Origin of the sequence: Mesorhizobium sp. M0910 (assembly GCF_040319465.1) — a bacterium.
GTDB lineage: Bacteria > Pseudomonadota > Alphaproteobacteria > Rhizobiales > Rhizobiaceae > Mesorhizobium.
The window spans coordinates 127,703-145,020 of the sequence record NZ_JAMYNZ010000011.1 but is presented as its reverse complement, the minus strand read 5'-3'; the positions used below and the strand labels follow the sequence as shown (position 1 = coordinate 145,020).

General features: G+C 61.5%; 13 protein-coding genes. 7 read left to right on the top strand and 6 right to left on the bottom strand.

Annotated elements, in window-relative coordinates; genetic code table 11:
• Positions 1 to 74 precede the first annotated feature (74 nt).
• The 3 genes from wecB to NKH78_RS25120 are packed head-to-tail and all read left to right on the top strand — an operon-like array spanning position 75 to position 3,353.
• Positions 75 to 1,229, top strand: coding sequence for a non-hydrolyzing UDP-N-acetylglucosamine 2-epimerase (wecB, locus tag NKH78_RS25130; RefSeq protein WP_352507206.1), 1,155 nt, complete (start codon positions 75 to 77; stop codon positions 1,227 to 1,229).
• Entirely contained in the window at positions 1,222 to 2,553 is a 1,332-nt protein-coding gene (gene wecC / locus NKH78_RS25125; protein ID WP_352507205.1) for a UDP-N-acetyl-D-mannosamine dehydrogenase, read from the top strand. The genes wecB and wecC overlap by 8 nt, the downstream gene beginning before the upstream one ends.
• Positions 2,550 to 3,353: a WecB/TagA/CpsF family glycosyltransferase gene (locus NKH78_RS25120; RefSeq protein ID WP_352507204.1), complete on the top strand. Its 804-nt coding sequence runs from the start codon at positions 2,550 to 2,552 to the stop codon at positions 3,351 to 3,353. Before wecC ends, NKH78_RS25120 begins: the two co-directional genes overlap by 4 nt.
• Before the next feature lie 43 nt (positions 3,354 to 3,396).
• On the opposite strand, the gene NKH78_RS25115 is transcribed toward NKH78_RS25120, so the two are convergent.
• On the bottom strand, positions 3,397 to 4,836 hold the full coding sequence (locus tag NKH78_RS25115; protein ID WP_352507203.1) for a lipopolysaccharide biosynthesis protein: 1,440 nt from the start codon (positions 4,834 to 4,836) through the stop codon (positions 3,397 to 3,399).
• 169 nt (positions 4,837 to 5,005) lie between these two features.
• Here NKH78_RS25115 and NKH78_RS25110 point away from each other — a divergent pair, with 169 nt between their 5' ends.
• Positions 5,006 to 6,124 carry a glycosyltransferase family 4 protein gene (locus NKH78_RS25110; protein WP_352507202.1) on the top strand — a complete coding sequence of 373 codons (1,119 nt, stop codon included), beginning with the start codon at positions 5,006 to 5,008 and terminating at the stop codon, positions 6,122 to 6,124.
• Here the strand turns inward: NKH78_RS25110 and asnB are convergent.
• Both asnB and NKH78_RS25100 read right to left on the bottom strand, forming a co-directional pair.
• Positions 6,098 to 8,023: an asparagine synthase (glutamine-hydrolyzing) gene (gene asnB / locus NKH78_RS25105; RefSeq protein ID WP_352507201.1), complete on the bottom strand. Its 1,926-nt coding sequence runs from the start codon at positions 8,021 to 8,023 to the stop codon at positions 6,098 to 6,100. The two genes, NKH78_RS25110 and asnB, sit on opposite strands and share 27 nt — an antisense overlap.
• 166 nt (positions 8,024 to 8,189) lie before the next feature.
• Positions 8,190 to 9,431 (bottom strand): glycoside hydrolase family 5 protein, encoded by a 1,242-nt coding sequence (locus NKH78_RS25100; RefSeq protein ID WP_352507200.1) that lies wholly within the window; start codon positions 9,429 to 9,431, stop codon positions 8,190 to 8,192.
• A 116-nt stretch (positions 9,432 to 9,547) separates the two neighbouring features.
• Between NKH78_RS25100 and NKH78_RS25095 the strand changes: the two genes are divergently transcribed.
• The 3 genes from NKH78_RS25095 to NKH78_RS25085 all read left to right on the top strand — a co-directional run bounded on the left by NKH78_RS25095 (position 9,548) and on the right by NKH78_RS25085 (position 13,874).
• Positions 9,548 to 11,476, top strand: coding sequence for a heparinase II/III family protein (locus NKH78_RS25095; RefSeq protein WP_352737331.1), 1,929 nt, complete (start codon positions 9,548 to 9,550; stop codon positions 11,474 to 11,476).
• A gap of 236 nt (positions 11,477 to 11,712) precedes the next feature.
• Complete coding sequence (locus tag NKH78_RS25090; protein ID WP_352737332.1) at positions 11,713 to 12,708, top strand: sterol desaturase family protein; 996 nt, start codon at positions 11,713 to 11,715, stop codon at positions 12,706 to 12,708.
• Entirely contained in the window at positions 12,705 to 13,874 is a 1,170-nt protein-coding gene (locus tag NKH78_RS25085; protein ID WP_352737333.1) for a GNAT family N-acetyltransferase, read from the top strand. Before NKH78_RS25090 ends, NKH78_RS25085 begins: the two co-directional genes overlap by 4 nt.
• Before the next feature lie 111 nt (positions 13,875 to 13,985).
• Here the strand turns inward: NKH78_RS25085 and NKH78_RS25080 are convergent, their stop codons facing one another.
• From NKH78_RS25080 to NKH78_RS25070, 3 genes are all read right to left on the bottom strand, one after another.
• A complete protein-coding gene (locus NKH78_RS25080; RefSeq protein WP_036238601.1) occupies positions 13,986 to 14,297 on the bottom strand; it encodes a UBP-type zinc finger domain-containing protein in 312 nt (103 codons plus the stop codon).
• Entirely contained in the window at positions 14,294 to 15,985 is a 1,692-nt protein-coding gene (locus NKH78_RS25075) for an FAD-dependent oxidoreductase (protein WP_352737334.1), read from the bottom strand. The genes NKH78_RS25080 and NKH78_RS25075 overlap by 4 nt, the downstream gene beginning before the upstream one ends.
• A gap of 360 nt (positions 15,986 to 16,345) precedes the next feature.
• The gene (locus NKH78_RS25070) at positions 16,346 to 17,272 is read right to left on the bottom strand and encodes an NADP-dependent oxidoreductase (RefSeq protein WP_352737335.1); all 927 of its coding nucleotides are present in this window, start codon (positions 17,270 to 17,272) and stop codon (positions 16,346 to 16,348) included.
• Between the last annotated feature and the right edge of the window lie 46 nt (positions 17,273 to 17,318).

Below are 17,318 nucleotides of genomic sequence, written 5' to 3'. Positions count from 1 at the left end.
CTTCTCGACGCTATTATAGCTCGTGCGGGCAATAGTCGGCATGTCCCGAAGGCTGCAGGCGACCAGGATCAGCGATGAACGTCCTTTCACGTCCAAAACTGCCATCGAGGCAGAAACTGCTGATCGTGTTCGGCACGAGGCCGGAGGCACTCAAATGCTTTCCAGTGGCGCGCGCCGCCCTTGCTCATCCAGGCTTCATCACCGAAATATGCATAACCGCCCAGCATCGCGAAATGGTCGACCAGGTTGTCGAGCTGACCGGCCTGCCTGTGCATCACGATCTCAACATCATGCAACCCGGCCAGTCGCTGTTCGACGTGACCTCGCGCGTGCTCCTTGGCATGGCCGAGGTGCTGGACAAGGCCAAGCCCGATATCGTCATGGTGCAGGGCGACACCACCACGGCGATGGCCGCGGCTCTGGCTGCCTTCTACAAGCGTATCCCGGTCGCTCATGTCGAAGCAGGATTGCGCAGCCACAACGTCAACTCGCCGTTTCCTGAAGAACTGAACCGCAAGATTGCCGGCGACATCGCCACCTGGCATTTTGCGCCGACCGTTCAGGCGCGCGACAACCTCATCGCCGAAGGAAAAGCCGAAAGCACCATCTTTGTGACCGGTAACACGGTGATCGATACACTGTTGCATTTTTCAAGCGCGATCGATGCCGACAGGCTGATGAACGCGAAGCTCGCTGCCCGCTTCCCTTTCCTCGACCCTTCCAAGAAGATGATCCTCGTCACCGGCCATCGCCGCGAGAATTTCGACGGCGGCATCCAGCGCATCTGTACGGCGTTGAAGGGATTGGCGGCGCGCGGAGACGTGCAGATCGTCTACCCTGTCCATCCAAACCCCAATGTGCGCTCAGTGGTCAACGCAGAGCTGGAAGGCGTGCCGAACATCCACCTGGTCGAGCCGCAGGACTATCTGCCGTTCCTGTACCTGCAGAAGCAGAGCTATCTGGTGCTTACCGATAGCGGTGGCGTGCAGGAAGAAGCGCCTTCACTCGGCAAGCCGGTGCTGGTAATGCGCGAAAATACCGAGCGACCCGAGGGGATCGTGGCCGGCACCGCCCGTCTTGTCGGCACCGATGTCGAGAAAATCCTGTTCAACGCCAATCGCCTGCTCGACGATCAGGCTGCCTATCGCGGCATGGCGGAACGACACAACCCATATGGCGATGGCCGGGCCAGTAACCGGATTGTTGAGGAACTGCTGCATCATGGCTGAAATCAAAACCGTTTCCGTAATCGGCATGGGCTATATCGGCCTGCCGACCTGCGCCATTTTCGCCAGCCGCGGGCTCAACGTCATTGGCGTCGATGTCAACGGAGCGGTGGTCGAGAAGGTCAACCGCGGCGAAATCCACATCGTCGAGCCAGACCTTGACGGTCTGATCCAGAAGGTCGTGGCGAACGGCAAGCTCATGGCCTACAGCACGCCGCAGCCGGCGGACGCCTATATCATCGCTGTGCCGACCCCGATGACCCACGACCATAAGCCGGACGTGACCTACGTGCTCGCGGCGGCACGAAGCATCGCCCCAGTGCTGAAGCGGGGAGACCTTGTGGTATTGGAGTCGACATCGCCGGTCGGAACCACGCGGATCATGACCGGGCTGCTTGCCGAATTGCGGCCCGATCTCAAATTTCCTGTCCAGCATGGCGAAGACGCCGATGTGCTGGTCGCCTATTCGCCCGAGCGCGTGCTGCCGGGAAAGGTGCTGACCGAGCTTATCAACAATGATCGCTCGATCGGTGGATTGTCCCGCAAATCGTCGGAACGGACCGCGGCACTCTATTCGACCTTCGTCACCGGCGACCTGTTCATGACAACGGCCGAAAGTGCTGAGCTGGTGAAACTGACGGAGAACGCATTCCGCGACGTCAACATCGCCTTTGCCAACGAGCTTGCCGCAGTGTGTCAGGATCTGTCGCTCAATGTATGGGAAGTGATCGATCTCGCCAATCGGCACCCTCGCGTGAACATCCTCCAGCCGAGCCCGGGCGTTGGCGGTCACTGCATTGCGGTCGATCCATATTTTATCATCGATGCCGCACCCAACAGCACGCGGCTGATGGCTTCGGCACGCCGGATCAATTCCGAGCGGCCCATGTCGGTGGTCAGGGATATCGAGGCCTTGCTCGATCCCTCCCGCAAACAGACGATCGCCTGTCTTGGCCTCAGCTTCAAAGCCAACATCGACGATTTGCGCGAGAGCCCGGCCGTCGAAGTGGTGAAGCTTCTGTCCGATATCCCCAATGTGAAGATCATTGCGGCTGAACCTAACACAAATGCGCTGCCGCACGAGCTCGAGGGCAGGGGCATCGTGTTCACCGATGCACTTTCGGCCATCGACAAATCCGATATCGTCGTCCTCCTGGTCGACCATCGGCAATTCAATCTGGTCGACCCCGAAGCGCTCAAGGACAAGAAGCTCGTCGATACGAGGGGCCTGTGGACGTGGCGCAAGGCGCGCAAGCCGGACGCCCGCATCGAAGGCAAGAAACCAGAGATCGCACAAGTGCCGCTTGCAAGGGAGCAGGCCGCATGAACGCGCACGCCCCGGCATGGGCGCAGCATTCCCTTTTGGCATCACGGCGCCGGGAGTTCCTTGGCGCACCTATCCATGCGCTGACCATGGCAGAGACGCTGGCCATCGCCGAAGAGGCGATGACCCTGCGGCGGCCGCTGCATCATGTGGTGGTGAACGTCGCCAAGCTGGTGACCATGCGCCAGAATGCCGAACTGCGCGACGACGTGGCCGGGGCGGACGTGGTCAATGTCGATGGCATCGGCGTGCTTTGGGGAGCGCGTTTGTGCGGCGTCGCGTTGCCCGAGCGGGTGGCGGGCGTCGACATCATGATCAATCTGCTGAGCCTCTGCGCGATGCGTGGATTCAGGCCGTATCTGCTGGGGGCCGAACAGCACGTTCTCGATGCGGTCGTAGCGAGACTTGCCAATGACCATCCGAGCCTCAGCATAGCGGGAACGCGCAACGGCTATTTCAAGCCGGAGGACGAGGCCGGGATCGTCGCGGCGATCAACGCCTCGGATGCCGACTGCCTGTTGGTGGCCATGCCGACACCGCGGAAGGAACGCTTTCTCAAACGCTACCGCGATGAACTCGCCCCAAGCTTCGTGATGGGCGTGGGCGGCAGTTTCGACGTCTATGGCGGCAAGGTTGCCCGTGCGCCGAGGCTGATACAAGCGGCCGGCCTGGAGTGGCTGTTCCGCGTCGTCCAGGAGCCGCGACGCTTGTGGCGCCGCTACTACGATACCAACACTGCCTATGCCGGGCTGCTCTGCCGGGAGTTCTGGGAGCGTCGCTGGCGCCGAAACGCCGGTTTATAGATTCGCGTTCCCTCACAAACAGGCCTCGGCCCTGGACTTCCCCTTACGCGATCCGCAGCCGCGCCCGCAGCTGGGCGACGAATTGCGTCGCTGCTACAGGATGGAACAACGAGGTCAGCCCGAAGAAGACCGCAGCGCCGGCGGTGCCGCCGGCGACAAGCGAGAAGATCGCCGGCACGTCGCCGGCCACCATGCTGGCAAGCTTGGCGGCCACCCCCGTGCTGAGCGAGATGATTACCGAGACACCGATGTCGCGCCACGGCACCGGCACCGGCGTGAGCCGCTCGCTGATGACAATGCAGGTTATGGAGCCCACTACCGAGCCGCCCGCAAGCGCCAAAGCCGCGCCGATCTCGGCCATCGGGGGGATCAACAGCAGGGACAATGCGATTGTTGCCACCGAGCCGAAGAGGTTGGCGATGATCAGCAGCCACGGCCGCTTGTGCGCGTGCACCACGACGCCATAGACGAAGCTGGTGAGGTTGGCGCACAGCACGCTGAAGGCAATGATTGGAAACAGCAGGCCGAAGCGGCCGTGATATTGCGAGGGCAGCATGAGCTCGGTGATATTGCCGCTGAGCGCGACCAGCATCGCTGCAATAGGCAGGCAAAGCCGCATCATCAAGGCCATCAACTGCGACAGCAACCGACCCGATGCCGCGGGCCCGTCCTCGTCGAAGCGGCTAACCACCTCGGGAAAGGCGCCCATGTTGATGGCGTTGGCGACCATATCGATCGGTTGGCGGGCCAGCGCATAGGCCGCGGCGAAAATCGCCACGGCGCTGGCATCGTAATAGAACTTGAGGAACAGACGCTCCGCGCTGTTGAGCCCGAACCCAACCAGCGCCATGATGATCAGCGGCACACCGAGCGCAAAGAAGTCTCTGTGGGTGAAACGCGGCGGACCGGTAACGACGCGTCGGGATGCCATGATCCCCGCCACGATGCCGGCAATCAAGGCGCCGAGGCTCGAACCGAGCGACACCGTCAGAAAGCTGTCCTGAAAGACAAGGATAGCGCCGATCGGTAACGCGAGTTGCAGCAAGGCACGCAGGGCTTCTAGCATCGAATAGACCGAATGGCGCTGCTGCATCTGCAGCACCGTCAAGGCGAAGCGGCTGATGGACCCAGCGACCAGATAGCCGCAGACCGCGATCGCGAACTCGACCCAGCGTTCAGGCACGATCACCGCCGACGCGCCTACCGATATGACCAGCGCCAGGGCCGTGGTCGCAAGCAACACCTGCCCCGCCAGCATCAGGCTGCCGCGGCTGACCTCGCCCTTGCCGCCAAGCCTGAGCAAGGCGATGCGCAGCCAGTTGGTGACGGCAATGTCGGTCATTTCACCGACGGTCACCACCAGAGTGAGCAGGCCATACTCGGTCTGGTCGATCAAACGCGTCACGACGACCAGCAGGAGCAGCGCCGAAATTCGCGTCAGCAGGATCGCCGGAGCATAAATGAGCGTGGAACGGAGCAGCAAGGGCGTGTCCCTGGAAAACTCACCTTCGACTAGCCGCCGACTGGCGGAAAATCCAGCGCGATGACGGCGAAGGGTGAACAGATTCAGTTTGAACTAAAAGATTTGCCGTAAACCTTATTGGGAACGTTTGCTTTGCAGTTACCCAGTCTGTGTTATTTAGGGTACCATCATGTTGCAGCGCCTCATATCCGATCGAAAAATACATGTCCTGGTCGCGACGCCGTCGGGCGTTTCGGGGCAGGGCGGCATCGACCGCATCATGGGGGCGCTGAAGCAGGAGTTCGAACGGCAAGAAATCGCCGACATCGATGTGTGCTTCCTTGCCAGCCGTGGCCCGGGGCATGTCGGACTTTCGATCTTCTATATGCTCGGCTTTTGCTTACGGATGCTTAAAGCGCGTGTGGCTGGACGTGCCGATGTCATTCACATCAATATCTCAGTTTCCGGCAGCACCTACCGAAAGATGGTGATCGCCGCCTGGGCACGGCTGCTGTCGATACCCTATGTCCTGCATTTGCACGGGGCGCAGTATCAGACATTCTGGAAAGCCGACCGCGGTTTCATAAGCCGCCGTATCAAAGCTTTGTTCGAGCATGCCGATCGGGTGATCGTTTTGGGTCGGCTTTGGCGCGATTTCGTCGCCAGCCGGGCGCCGGGCGCAGCCGGTAATATCGTGATCGTGCCCAATGCGACCGAAGTCCCGCCGCTGGCGCATGTCGGCGGCGGCGACCATGTGCATATCCTGTTCCTGGGCCGCATCGGCGACCGCAAGGGCGTACCGCAATTGCTGGAGGCACTGCACCGCATGAGCCCTGTCAAGAATTGGCGCGCCACGATTGCCGGCGATGGCGAAGTCGAGGCGGCACGGACAAAGTCAGCCGCGCTGCGGATTGCAGACCGGATCGCCTTTCCAGGTTGGGTGGGACCTGACGATGTCGCATCGCTGATTTCTTCGGCCGATATTCTGGTTCTTCCCTCCTTCGCCGAAAATCTGCCGATGTCGGTGATCGAAGGCATGGCAGCCGGTTTGGCGGTGGTGGCGACCCCGGTTGGCGCGGTCGAAGACATAATCACCGACGGGCAATCCGGGCTGCTGGTGCCGCCAGGCGATGTTACAGCGTTGACCGACGCGTTGAGCTGCCTCGTGGAGGACCCGGCACTGAGGGCAAGGCTTGGTGCCGGTGCCATGGCCGTGCATCGGGAACGGCTTGAGCTCGCCCCGTTTGTCGGCGCAATCTGCGACGTCTGGCGGTCGGCCGCGTCAAGCCGTCAACCGGTCAAGGGCTGAGGCCGACGATCGCGGCGGTGCTTCGAGCCTGAATTCGCGGTGGAATATCTCCAAATTCAACAGCGCCCATATCAGCTTTTCGTGGTCGGCGGCACGCGTGGTGTGTTCGGAGACGATTTGATCAAGCTGTTTCGGACTCAGATAGCTGCGAATGACGGAGTGAGGCGAGCAAAGATGGTCATGCACGTAGTTCCTCATCGATCCGCGAAACCATTCGGCGACCGGTACCTTGAACCCGACCTTGCGGCGGCTGAGAATTTCCTCCGGGAGGATATTGGCCATGCTGTCGCGCAGGATCTGCTTGCTATGCAACCAACCCAGCCTGTAGCGATCGGGCAATTTGCTGACGAATGAAACCAGGTCGCGATCGAGGAACGGCATTCTTCCTTCGATTGAACCGGCCATCATCATGTGGTCGCCTCGTTCCAGGAGATTGTCAGGCAGCCACGACGTCTGATCAAAAAACAGCACGCGGCGAAGATGGGAGGCCGCAGCGCTTGACGAGAACGGAAACTCATTGTGCTCATAACGGCGACTTGCGGATGCACCGATCAGGCAAGCGCGCTGCTGCGCGGAAACGGCTCCAAACCAGGAGACCATCCGGGCGGCAAAGTCCCTTTCGCCCGCGGTGCGGGCAAACGTATCGACCTTGGCCGACGCGCCCGGCATCGCGCGTACCACAGGGGAAAGGACGTTATCGTGCAGCGAGGCTGGGACAAGCGACTGGTAGATCCCGGCCAGTGATTCCGCGCGATGCTTGGGATAGCCGCCGAGAATCTCGTCGGCTCCTTCGCCGGTGAGCACCATCTTGACGTCTTGCGAGGCTCGCTCCGACATCAGGTAAATTGGAATATCGCTGCTTTGCGAAACAGGTGCCCCGCGTTGGCGAACCATCGCCGGCAGGTGATCCATCAGATCGCCTGGCTGGATTACAAGTTCGCAATGATCGGTCTTGAAATGATCGGCAACGCGCCGGGCGAATGCAAATTCGCTATAGGCTGCGTCGTCGAACCCGACAGAAAATGTGCGAATGGGCGTGGCGCTGTGCCTGGCCATCAGCGCGACGATAGCCGAGGAGTCGAGCCCTCCGGAGAGAAAGGCCCCAAAAGGTGCATCGCTGCGCATCCTGATCTCGACGGAATGGTCGAGCAGTTCCAGAAATCGCCGCTTGGCGGTTTTTCCGTCGATCCGCTCGGTCAGGGCCGCCTGGTCCGGAGGCGTATAGTAGCGCGTTTCCTTGACTACCCCTTGCGACCAGACAGCATAGCTTCCGGGATTGAGCTTGCGGATCTGTTTGAAAAGCGTGCGCGGTCCGGGCACATAACGCCAGTTCAGATACTCGTGCACGGCATCCAGATCCAGTTCCTGAGCATCTTGCTGCGATGACAGCAATGCGTTGATCTCCGAGGCAAACAGCAGCAATTTTTCGCTTTGCATGAGGTAAAGCGGCTTTTCCCCGAAGGGATCCCGGGCGAGGATCAATTCCTGCCTCTGAGCATCCCAGAGTGCAAAGGCGAACATGCCGCTCAGCCGGTCGAACATTGACAAGCGCCACTGATCGTAGGCTCGGAGCAGCACCTCGGTATCGGAGCGCGTTCGAAATTGATGGCCAAGGCCGATCAGTTCCTGGCGCAACTCGATGTAGTTATATATCTCTCCGTTGAAAATTATTTTGAGACGGCCGTCCTCAATCTGCATCGGCTGATTTGACTCAGGCGCCAAGTCAATGATCGCCAGGCGGCGATGGACCAATGCCAATTGTTGCTCGCCGGTATTCAGGTCCAATATCTCGGTGCCTTCGGCATCGGGACCGCGATGCCGCAATGCGTTTGACATTCTGGCGGCCCGCTCTTGTGGATTTTTAGCCCTTCGACCGATCCATCCGGCAATTCCACACATTGTTCCCCCTAGGCGCGCGCATTCCTCACTTCAGTACAACAAATGTGTTAAACACTTCGTGCCGACACAACCCGACCGGGAGAAAGCTGCCACGGGCCATCCTCGATGGAGCCTGGCGGTCAGGGGTTGCCACCGGTTGTTCGCTGGTGAGGGCGAGTGACGGCACCTATGGCAGGCCCAATGCCTGCAGCATCTCCGGGTCGGGTACCGGGGGGCCATCGGGCAGGATGAGGCTCATCCCATAGGGATTGGAGAACTCCCAGACAGACCATGGGATCGCAAAGCGTTCGGCCTCTCCGCGCACTGCCTTAAGATAGCGCGAACAGTCGGCCTCAAAGGCGCCCATGCGGCCGTCCGCGGACATGAGGATAGCGCCGAATTCGCCCATGAAGAGCCGCCGACTGGGGATGCCATGGCCTTCAGCCCAGTCGACAGCCTGGCGAAAGCTCGCCTCCAGTTGGCTCTGGCCCCAGTTCTGCTCGAAATACCTCGCGATTGCTTGGCGCGCGGTGGCCATGTTCATGACCTGCTCGACCCTGCTCAAGCCGGCAGCCTCCATCCGCGCTCTAAGGGTTTCGGTCACCACTTCGGGTGTACTGCTGTCGGCCGGCCAGGGAAGTCCCGAAGCAAAGCTGATTGTGTCATCGGGCCGCTGGTGGGTGAAGCTGTGCGGCTCATACATATGGAAGCTGTAATAGAGGTTTGGGTCATCAAAGCCGGGGCTGAGGTTGACCAATCCGGCAATGCTGCCGCCGCAGGCGCCGGTTGCAACGATGGTAAGTTCACTGCTGACCGCTCGAATGTCGTGGACGGTCCCTGCCATGATCCGCTGCCAGTCATCGCTGCCGCTCGCATCGCAAGGGTAGTATGCGGGCTCGTTGTAAGGTTCGAGGGCGACTTTGTCGGTGCCTATCTTGACCAGCATGGCGGCGACCGCCACAACCATTTGACGATAGCGGGCAACGCCCTCGCTGTCGGCGCCGCCATAGATCATCTCCATGCTGTAGTCGGGAACCTGAGTGACGCCATGCAGGTCGAAAACCACCTTGAGGCCGGTCGACGTGATCCGCTCGACGGCGGCGGCAAGTATGTCCAGCGCCTGTTGCCGCTTGGCGCCCTCGCTGGCAAGCAGCGGGCCGGGATCGACGCTCAGCCGGACGAAGTCGAAGCCCATCGATCGGATGTGGGCGAACACCTCCCCGGACGGCCAGTCGGTGAGCGGCCTGCTTTCCGCAAGCCACTCCTTTTCGCGGCGATAGGGCGGCCAAACGTAGGTTCCGTCTTTTTCCACCGGCGACCAGTTGAGCCACTGATGCACGCCAACGCCGCGCTTGAGAGCGATGGGCGCTGCGTCGGCAGCCACAAGCAAGGCGAGCACCCAGGCAACAACACACGCCGCTTTTCGCATCGCTCTCTCCGTATGGTCGCCGGAGATATTAACCGCAACGAACGGGAAAGAAGATTGCCGGCGCGCAGCTTTTCGACGGCATGGTATACAACGACCGAAACGTTGACGGGGCGTGCATGAGAATCGGCTGGTACATCAACCGATTGCGCAGCATGGGACCGGCCGAGGTGCTGCACCGGCTGGGCGAGCAACGTCGAAGGATCGCGTCGCGCCGCCGCGATGATGGGTGGGAGCGCTATCCATCGCCGCGGTTGCACCCAGTGCTGCCCGGATTTCGCCATGCTGCGCTGGCAGCGACCGACGCCCAACGGCAAGCCATAGCGGCGGCCGCGCAAGAGATGCTTCAGGGCCGGTTTTCTGCACTCGGGCGGACATGGCCAAAGCGTGAGCCCGAACTGTTGTTTCCTGCCGAGCTTTGGCGTCTTGATCCGGTGACCGGCAGGCTTTGGCCTGGCCCCGAGGCTCATACTTTCGACATCGATTTTCGCCATGGCGGCGACCTTGGCGATATAAAATATGTCTGGGAGATCAACCGGCTGCAGCAATTGCCGCCACTGGCTGCACACCTGCTCCTCGGCGAGGACGATCGATCCCGGAGTGCCATCGAGGCGGCAATCGGCAGTTGGCATTCCGCCAATCCACCGTTCCGAGGCATCGGCTGGGCGTCCGGCATCGAAGTAGCGCTGCGGGCCATCAGCCTGATCGTCACCCTGGACCTCGTCGGCGACCAGCTTGACCCAGTGACGCTGCGGAAAGCTGGTGAGATACTCGCGGCAAGCGCCTATTGGCTGCCGCGGTTTCCGTCGCGATATTCCTCCGCCAACAACCATCTCGTCGCAGAGTTGGCCGGCGAATATCTGGCCGGCCTGGCGCTCGGGGCCGGATCCGAAATCGCCCGCGGCGCCCTCCTGAATGAGACGCACAAGCAGATACTTGCCGATGGCGCAGGTGCCGAGCAAACACCGACCTATGCAGCCTTCAGCGCCGAACTCATCTTGCTGTGCGCCGCCGCGGCACGCCAGGCGGGAACGCCGTTTCCCTCGGCTGTCGAAGCGCGTCTGGGCGCCTTCGCCAATTTCGTCGGCTGGCTGCCACAGAAAGCCGCCCGCTTCGGCGACGACGATGAGGGCCACGTGCTGAAGCTGGGGGACGAGCCGAACTATATCCGATCCGTCGCGTCCGCCATCCAAGGCTTACTGGGGACGCCGGGCAACGCGCCGGAGCCCGACGACTTTCGTTCGCTTTTCTTTGGTACGCCGTCGGGTCCGGCTCCCGCGGTGCATGGGTTGCAGACATTCGCGCAAGGCGGGCTCTCAGTCTGGCGCGGGGCAATGAATGGCCGCAATGTCGAACTGACGTTCGACCATGGACCGCTCGGATATCTCTCGATAGCGGCGCACGGCCATGCCGACGCGCTGTCGCTCACCCTGTGCATCGACGGTGAGCCGGTGCTGGTCGATCCAGCCACCTGGCTCTACGGTTCGGGAGGCGCATGGCGCGACTGGTTCCGCTCCACACCAGCGCACAACACGCTGAACATCGAGGGCAAGAGCCAAAGTACCATCGCTGGAAATTTCAACTGGTCGCACAAGGCAGTCGCAGCGCTGGTGGAGAGCGAGCCGGGACCGCACTGGAGGCTGAGCGCCCGGCATGATGGCTATAGAAGCCGCTTCGGCGTCGTGCATCAGCGCACTTTGGCGCGCCAGGCCGATGGCATCCTCATCACCGACCAACTGCTCGGCGGCGGGCGTCAGTCCGAGATCGTCTTCCAGCTGGCCGTCGGCCTCCATGCCGACCGGCACGAAGATACGGTCACGGTATTGCGCGGCGACGAGGCGCTGTTGGCCATCCGCTTTCCTGACGCTGCGCTCGACGTCGGCGCCGGCGGTGACATGCCGGGGCAAGGCGGTTGGGTTTCACTGCGCTTTGGCACCAGGCAGCAGGCCGAACGCCTCGCCTGGCACGGTGAAGTGGGCGAAGCCGGAATCCATATCCATCTTGCCCCAATTCACCCGCCACAACGGCAAAAACCCGCGCCAACGTAGAGTTGCCGGGCGAGTTCCAGCCGTATTCGACATTAATTACGTTTGGACATTTAGCGGTTTCGTTACCGTTGATCTGCTAGTCTCGCACCATCCAGCCTGCTTTGCCCGCTGCGTCCGCAACAGCCACTGGTTGCAGGCGGCGTAGCAAGTTTGGCGGGAATTTTGTGCTTTGCTATTCGCCAGATCGCCTGCTTGCAACCCCAGACTGCCTTTTTAGACCAGGAGCCGCTGCAACGATGTTTTCCGAATTTGCCAGAGCGATTGTGGAAAAGCTTTCGAACGTCAGTCTGACCACGCTCGGCCTGCTTCTCCTCACCGCACTGGGCAGCGCGGTGATCGCCTACTGGCGAACTGCCGAACATAAGTCCCTCAGGGATTTTTTCGACTTCGCCTTCCCCCAGGAAATCATCCTGCACCCGTCGGCGCGAGCCGACGCCCTGTTCTGGATCACGAAACGGGCGATGATGCCTTTCCTGCTTATTCCCGCCGGCGTCACCTTCGTCGTCGCCATGGGCTATGGCACACGCGAGGCAATCGGCTGGCTCCTTAACATTCACGCGCCGCTTCTCGGCGGCCCGGCGGGACCGGTGACGATCGTCATCTTCACCGCAACCATGCTGGTCGCCTATGATATTTCATACTACCTCTACCACGTCGCCCAGCACCGCTTCCCGTTCCTGTGGGAATTGCACAAGGTGCATCATTCGGCCGAGGTGATGGTGGGGATCACCAAGGACCGGGTTCATCCGCTGGACGATCTGATGAACCGTATGTGGGATGGCGTCATCCCGGGCATCTGCTTCGGTATCTGGAGCCTGATCGCACTCGATCCGGTAGAGGTCGCTATCTTCGGCATCAACGTCTACGTCATCCGTAACATCCTGATGATGGACTTTGTTCGTCATACGCATCTCAAGATCTCGTTCGGCCCGTTGAACAACATCATCCTGTGTCCGCACTGGCACCAGGTGCATCACAGCATCGACCCTCGTCATTATGACAAGAATTTCGGCCTGCTTTTTTCGTTCTGGGATCGTCTGTTCGGAACGCAATTTGTCCCGGAACCGGATGAAGACCTGAAATTTGGCCTGATCGATCGCGATGTGCGCGATTATCAGTCGCTCTTTGGGCTCTACATCCTGCCGCTCAAGAAGATGGCAAGGCATGTCATGCGACTGTTTCACAGGCGGCCCAATGTAGTCGCGCAGCCACAGGACAGTTCTCCTTCATGAACACTGTTGTTTCCATCGACGTCCTAGGCGCGGAGCGCCTGGAAATCGTCCGTTCGGCGGATCGTCTGGCTGCGGTCGAAGCCGCTTGGATGGACCTTTGGCATCGTACCGACGGGCTGATCTTTCAAAGCCATGCCTGGATTTCGGCATGGTGGAGTACTGTACAACGCCGTGACCAGCGCGCGTTGCGGATCGGCCTGGTCTGGAAGGGCGAGAAACTCGTTGCTGTCGTTCCGCTGGCGATCGGCAGGCGCAGGGGGCTGCGGTTTCTCGAATGGGCGGCCGGCAGCTATACCGACTATGGGGATATTCTCGTTGCTCCGGAATGCTCGTTATCGGCGCTGCAGGAGCTATGGACTCAACTCTGCGATGCAGGTGGCTTCGATCTTGCCTTGATCAGTCGTCTCTCGCCGGATGCGGCGGCCCGCAAAATTTTCACGCCGGGAGCTTTCGGCGCCATCAGGCTTCGTCACTTTCACCGAACGGAAGTCAGCTATCGCGTTGCCGGACAATGGGAAAGCGGAGCGGCATGGTTCGCGGACCAGTCGAAAAAGACGCGCCAAAACTATCGGCGCGGCATCAAAGCGCTGGAAGAAACCGGAGAGGTGAGATTTCGCCTGCTTGCCCCCGACGAGCCGCTGCAACCGGTACTGGAGCGCCTCGCGGCCTTGAAGCGGAAATGGCTGACCGAGCGCATGCGTGAGTCAGACCTGTTCGAAGAGGGCGTGCCGGTACTCGCCGCGCTCGTCGATGCGTTGGCGCGCGCCGGCGTGCTGCATATCTTCGTCCTCGAATGCAATGGCGTGATGGTCGCGGTGTCGATCAACTTCGTCCAGCACGACGTAATGATGGCCTTCGTGACGACATTCGATCCGGATTTCGCCCGGGCGTCGCCGGGTGTGATCCTGTTGATGGATTACGTGCAGTGGTCGATCGATCACGGCTTGAGCATGGTCGATTTCCTCTGTGGAGCAGAGTCGTTCAAACACAAATTCTCAACGCAGGCGGTTACGTTGGAATCCGTCATCGGGACGCGCACGGCACAGGGTGCGCTTGCATCTCTTGCCGATCGTGTCCTCCAGACCGTCAGGCAAATGCGCGAGCGGTCATCGGCACCACCAAAGGGACGCGATACGCCCCCTCCGGCCGAAGCAGCCCTGGACTAGAACGGTTCTTCACGGAAACGCCGAACAGCTCCATCTTTTTTGACGCAATTGCGGACGAAAACCGTTCACACTTTTCCTGGAATTGCTCGAGCGGTCCGCTGGCAAAAAAGCTCAAATGAAGCGCGGTATCGGTCCGTTTTGCGGCGTGGTGCGGTCGCCGAGGTCGAGGAAGATTTCGTCGATGTAGCACCATCCCCAGCCTTCCGGCGGATCGTAGCCTTCGATGACAGGATGGCCGGTTGCCCGAAAATGCTTGGTGGCATGACGGTTGGGCGAGTCGTCGCAGCAGCCAACGTGACCGCATGTGCGGCAGAGCCGCAGATGCACCCACTGCGAACCGCTCTTCAGGCATTCCTCGCAGCCGAGCGCGCTCGGCGTCACGTCGCGAATGTCCCCGGCGTGCCTGCATTCGTCTGCCATCATACGCTCCTGACCAATTGTGGCGCCACGGCTAGGCTGCCGTTTCGCGCGAGATATGCATGCAGCGCCGCAACCACCTGGGCGCCTTCGCCGACGGCAGCGGCGACGCGCTTGATCGAGCCTGAGCGCACGTCGCCGATGGCGAACACGCCGCCGCGGTTCGTCTCCAGTGCACCACGTTCCTGGCCAATGTCAGGCCCGGTGCGAACGAAGCCCTTCATGTCCAACGCCACGCCGCATTGCGCCAGCCAGTCGGTGTTCGGATCGGCGCCGATGAACAGGAAGAGGTGGCGGATCGGACGTGTTGTCTCGGTGTCGCGGTTGCGCCAGCGCACTTTGCCAAGAGTGCCGTCGGCGCCTTCCAGCGCCGTGATCTGCGTCTCAGCCAGCACTTCGATGTTCGGCTGTGCGCTGACGCGCTCCACCAGATAGCGCGACATGCTCGCATCCAGGCTGCTGCCGCGCGCCAGCAGCCATACCTTCTTCACATGCGCCGCCAAATAGACAGCAGCCTGTCCAGCCGAATTGCCGGCGCCGACCAGGGCTACCTCTTGCCCGGCGCAAAGCCGCGCTTCGATCGGCGAAGCCCAGTAATGCACGGAGGTTCCCTCGAATTGCGCCAGGTTTGCCATGTCGAGGCGGCGATAGCGCGCTCCGCTGGCGATCACCACCGACCGTGCCCGCACGGTCTCCCCGCCGCCGACGGCGAGCGTGTAGTGGGCACCGGACCTGTCGCTTGCGCTGCCCAGCAGCTTCGCCTCGTCCGGTATCACCATCTCGACGCCGAATTTCTGCGCCTGGTTGTAAGCGCGCGCCATCAGCGCCATTCCCGAAATGCCGGTCGGAAAACCGAGGTAGTTCTCGATGCGCGAGGAGGCACCCGCCTGTCCGCCGAAGGCACGGCAATCGAGCACGATCGTCGACAACCCTTCGGAAGCCGCGTAGACGGCCGCAGCGAGGCCGGCCGGTCCGGCGCCGACAATGGCCACGTCGTACAGCTTGCCGGCGTCGATCGGCCTCACCAGGCCGATGCAGCGGGCAAGCTCGTTCTCTCCGGGGTTGAGCAGCAGCTTGCCGTTTGGACAAAGCACGATCGGCAAATGGTGGATATCGACATGGAAGCGTTCGATCAGGGTCCTGGCGCAGGGATCGGCAGCCGAATCGAGAACGCGATGCGGCTGACCGCTGCGAGCCAGAAAACCTTGCAGCCGCAATACGTCGCCGCTGTCGACCGGTCCGACAATGATCGGGCCGGCTGTGCCGCTCTCGAGCAGGCCGACACGGCGCAGGATCAGCGCCCGCATGATGCGCTCGCCGAGGTTTGCTTCCTGCACCATCAGGTCCCTCAGCCTTTGCGAGGGGATGACGAGCGCCTCGACCGGCTCGATCGCCTCCACATCCACCAGTGAGGGCCGGGCTGAAAGCTGCGCCAACTCGCCGACGAAATTGCCTGCACCGTGCGTGACGATTGTTTCGCGCCGGCCGAAGCTGCTCCCCTGGATGATATCCACCTTGCCGGACAGGACCACGATCAGACCGGGCGCCAGCTCGCCGGCTTTAACGATCTGTTCGCCTGCGGCATAGGACACGGCTTCGCCGAAACGGCCGATGCGGTCCAGGTCCGCCTCAGCCAGCGCTGGAAACATCTGATCGCGACGGGCAATGGAGATCGGATTGGCGGGTTGAGACATGGTTCGAACCTATCGCCGGTTTCCCACAGTTTGAAGCGGTTTTTTGCGGCTTGCGGCCGGTAGGAACCTAGCCCGCCTGTCGGTAAACGCTGTGCCCTTCGCTTCGCAGTTAACTGACGACGGCCGTGCGACGGTGTCGTCGTGACGTGCCTCACAATCCGTTGCATCTCCTTGATTTGTTTGATTTGCGCATCCCGGCAAACCCGGCGCATGCTGCTTCAACCGGCATCTGCCTAAGCCGGCCAGGCCCGGCGGGCCGTCCTGTGTCAAACTCTCGGCCGCCGGGCTTCTGGACGGCAGAAAACGGCCTGTGTCCGAGCGCTCCGCAAACTCGCCTGCGGCCTGTTGTTCGGCGAGTGCTCAGGCAGCTACCTGAAGCACAATCTTGCCGCGCGTGTGCTGCTTCTCGAGCTGTTCCTCGGCCCTGGCGACTTCCTCAAGAGGATAGATTGCCTGCACGAATGGCCTGACCTTCCCGGCGTCGATGAGGCGGCTGATCTCGGCAAGCTGCGCCGCGTTAGGCTTGGTCAAATAGGAAACGCCGCGAGCCCGATGCAGGCGGGCCTTCTCCGCCGACGGTTCGGAAAGCGTTGAGACGAGCGTCCCCCCGGGTTTGAGCACGTCCCACGAGCGGTCCTGTGTTTCACCCGCTACCAGGTCGAAGACGAGGTCGACGTCCTTGACAACCTCCTCGAAGCTCTGGTTCTTGTAGTCGACCGCCTGGTCGGCGCCAAGCCCGCGAACGAAATCGAAATCCTGCGCGGACACGGTCGTCGCGACAAACGCGCCCGCGGCCTTTGCGAACTGCACCGCCAGATGACCGACGCCGCCGGCGCCGCCATGGATAAGGACCCGCTGCCCGGATTTGAGGCCGCCGTGATCGAAAAGGCCTTGCCACGCGGTAAGGCCCGCAAGTGGCACCGCGGCGGCTTCGGCGTGGCTTAAGCGTTGCGGCTTCGCCGCCGCCTCCGTTGCCTTGACGACGACATATTCGGCGTTGCCGCCGCGGTCGTTGCCGAGCATGGCATATAGCGGATCGCCCTTCTTCAGCGTATGGGCTCGCGTGCCGCACAGTTCCACCACGCCGGACACGTCGCGGCCGAGCGTGACGGGCAGATCCGCGCCCGAAGAGCCCTTGCGAACCTTGTAGTCGACGGGATTGACGCTTGCCGCGTAGACCTTGAGCGTGACCTCGTCGTCATGGGGCTGAGGCAACGGAACCGCGTCCAGCGAAAGAACCTCCGGTCCACCAAAATCGTGGATACGGACGGCCTTCATAGTAATCATGGCTTGCTCCTCGTCGGGTTGAGTCCAATTCGCCTCTGAACTGTTT

Coding starts and splice junctions, on each gene's coding strand:
- NKH78_RS25100 (WP_352507200.1), bottom strand. CDS start 9,431: ATGCGAAAAGCGGCGTGTGTTGTTGCCTGGGTGCTCGCCTTGCTTGTG.
- NKH78_RS25120 (WP_352507204.1), top strand. CDS start 2,550: ATGAACGCGCACGCCCCGGCATGGGCGCAGCATTCCCTTTTGGCATCA.
- asnB (WP_352507201.1), bottom strand. CDS start 8,023: ATGTGTGGAATTGCCGGATGGATCGGTCGAAGGGCTAAAAATCCACAA.
- NKH78_RS25070 (WP_352737335.1), bottom strand. CDS start 17,272: ATGATTACTATGAAGGCCGTCCGTATCCACGATTTTGGTGGACCGGAG.
- NKH78_RS25080 (WP_036238601.1), bottom strand. CDS start 14,297: ATGATGGCAGACGAATGCAGGCACGCCGGGGACATTCGCGACGTGACG.
- NKH78_RS25110 (WP_352507202.1), top strand. CDS start 5,006: ATGTTGCAGCGCCTCATATCCGATCGAAAAATACATGTCCTGGTCGCG.
- NKH78_RS25090 (WP_352737332.1), top strand. CDS start 11,713: ATGTTTTCCGAATTTGCCAGAGCGATTGTGGAAAAGCTTTCGAACGTC.
- NKH78_RS25085 (WP_352737333.1), top strand. CDS start 12,705: ATGAACACTGTTGTTTCCATCGACGTCCTAGGCGCGGAGCGCCTGGAA.
- wecC (WP_352507205.1), top strand. CDS start 1,222: ATGGCTGAAATCAAAACCGTTTCCGTAATCGGCATGGGCTATATCGGC.
- NKH78_RS25095 (WP_352737331.1), top strand. CDS start 9,548: ATGAGAATCGGCTGGTACATCAACCGATTGCGCAGCATGGGACCGGCC.
- NKH78_RS25075 (WP_352737334.1), bottom strand. CDS start 15,985: ATGTCTCAACCCGCCAATCCGATCTCCATTGCCCGTCGCGATCAGATG.
- wecB (WP_352507206.1), top strand. CDS start 75: ATGAACGTCCTTTCACGTCCAAAACTGCCATCGAGGCAGAAACTGCTG.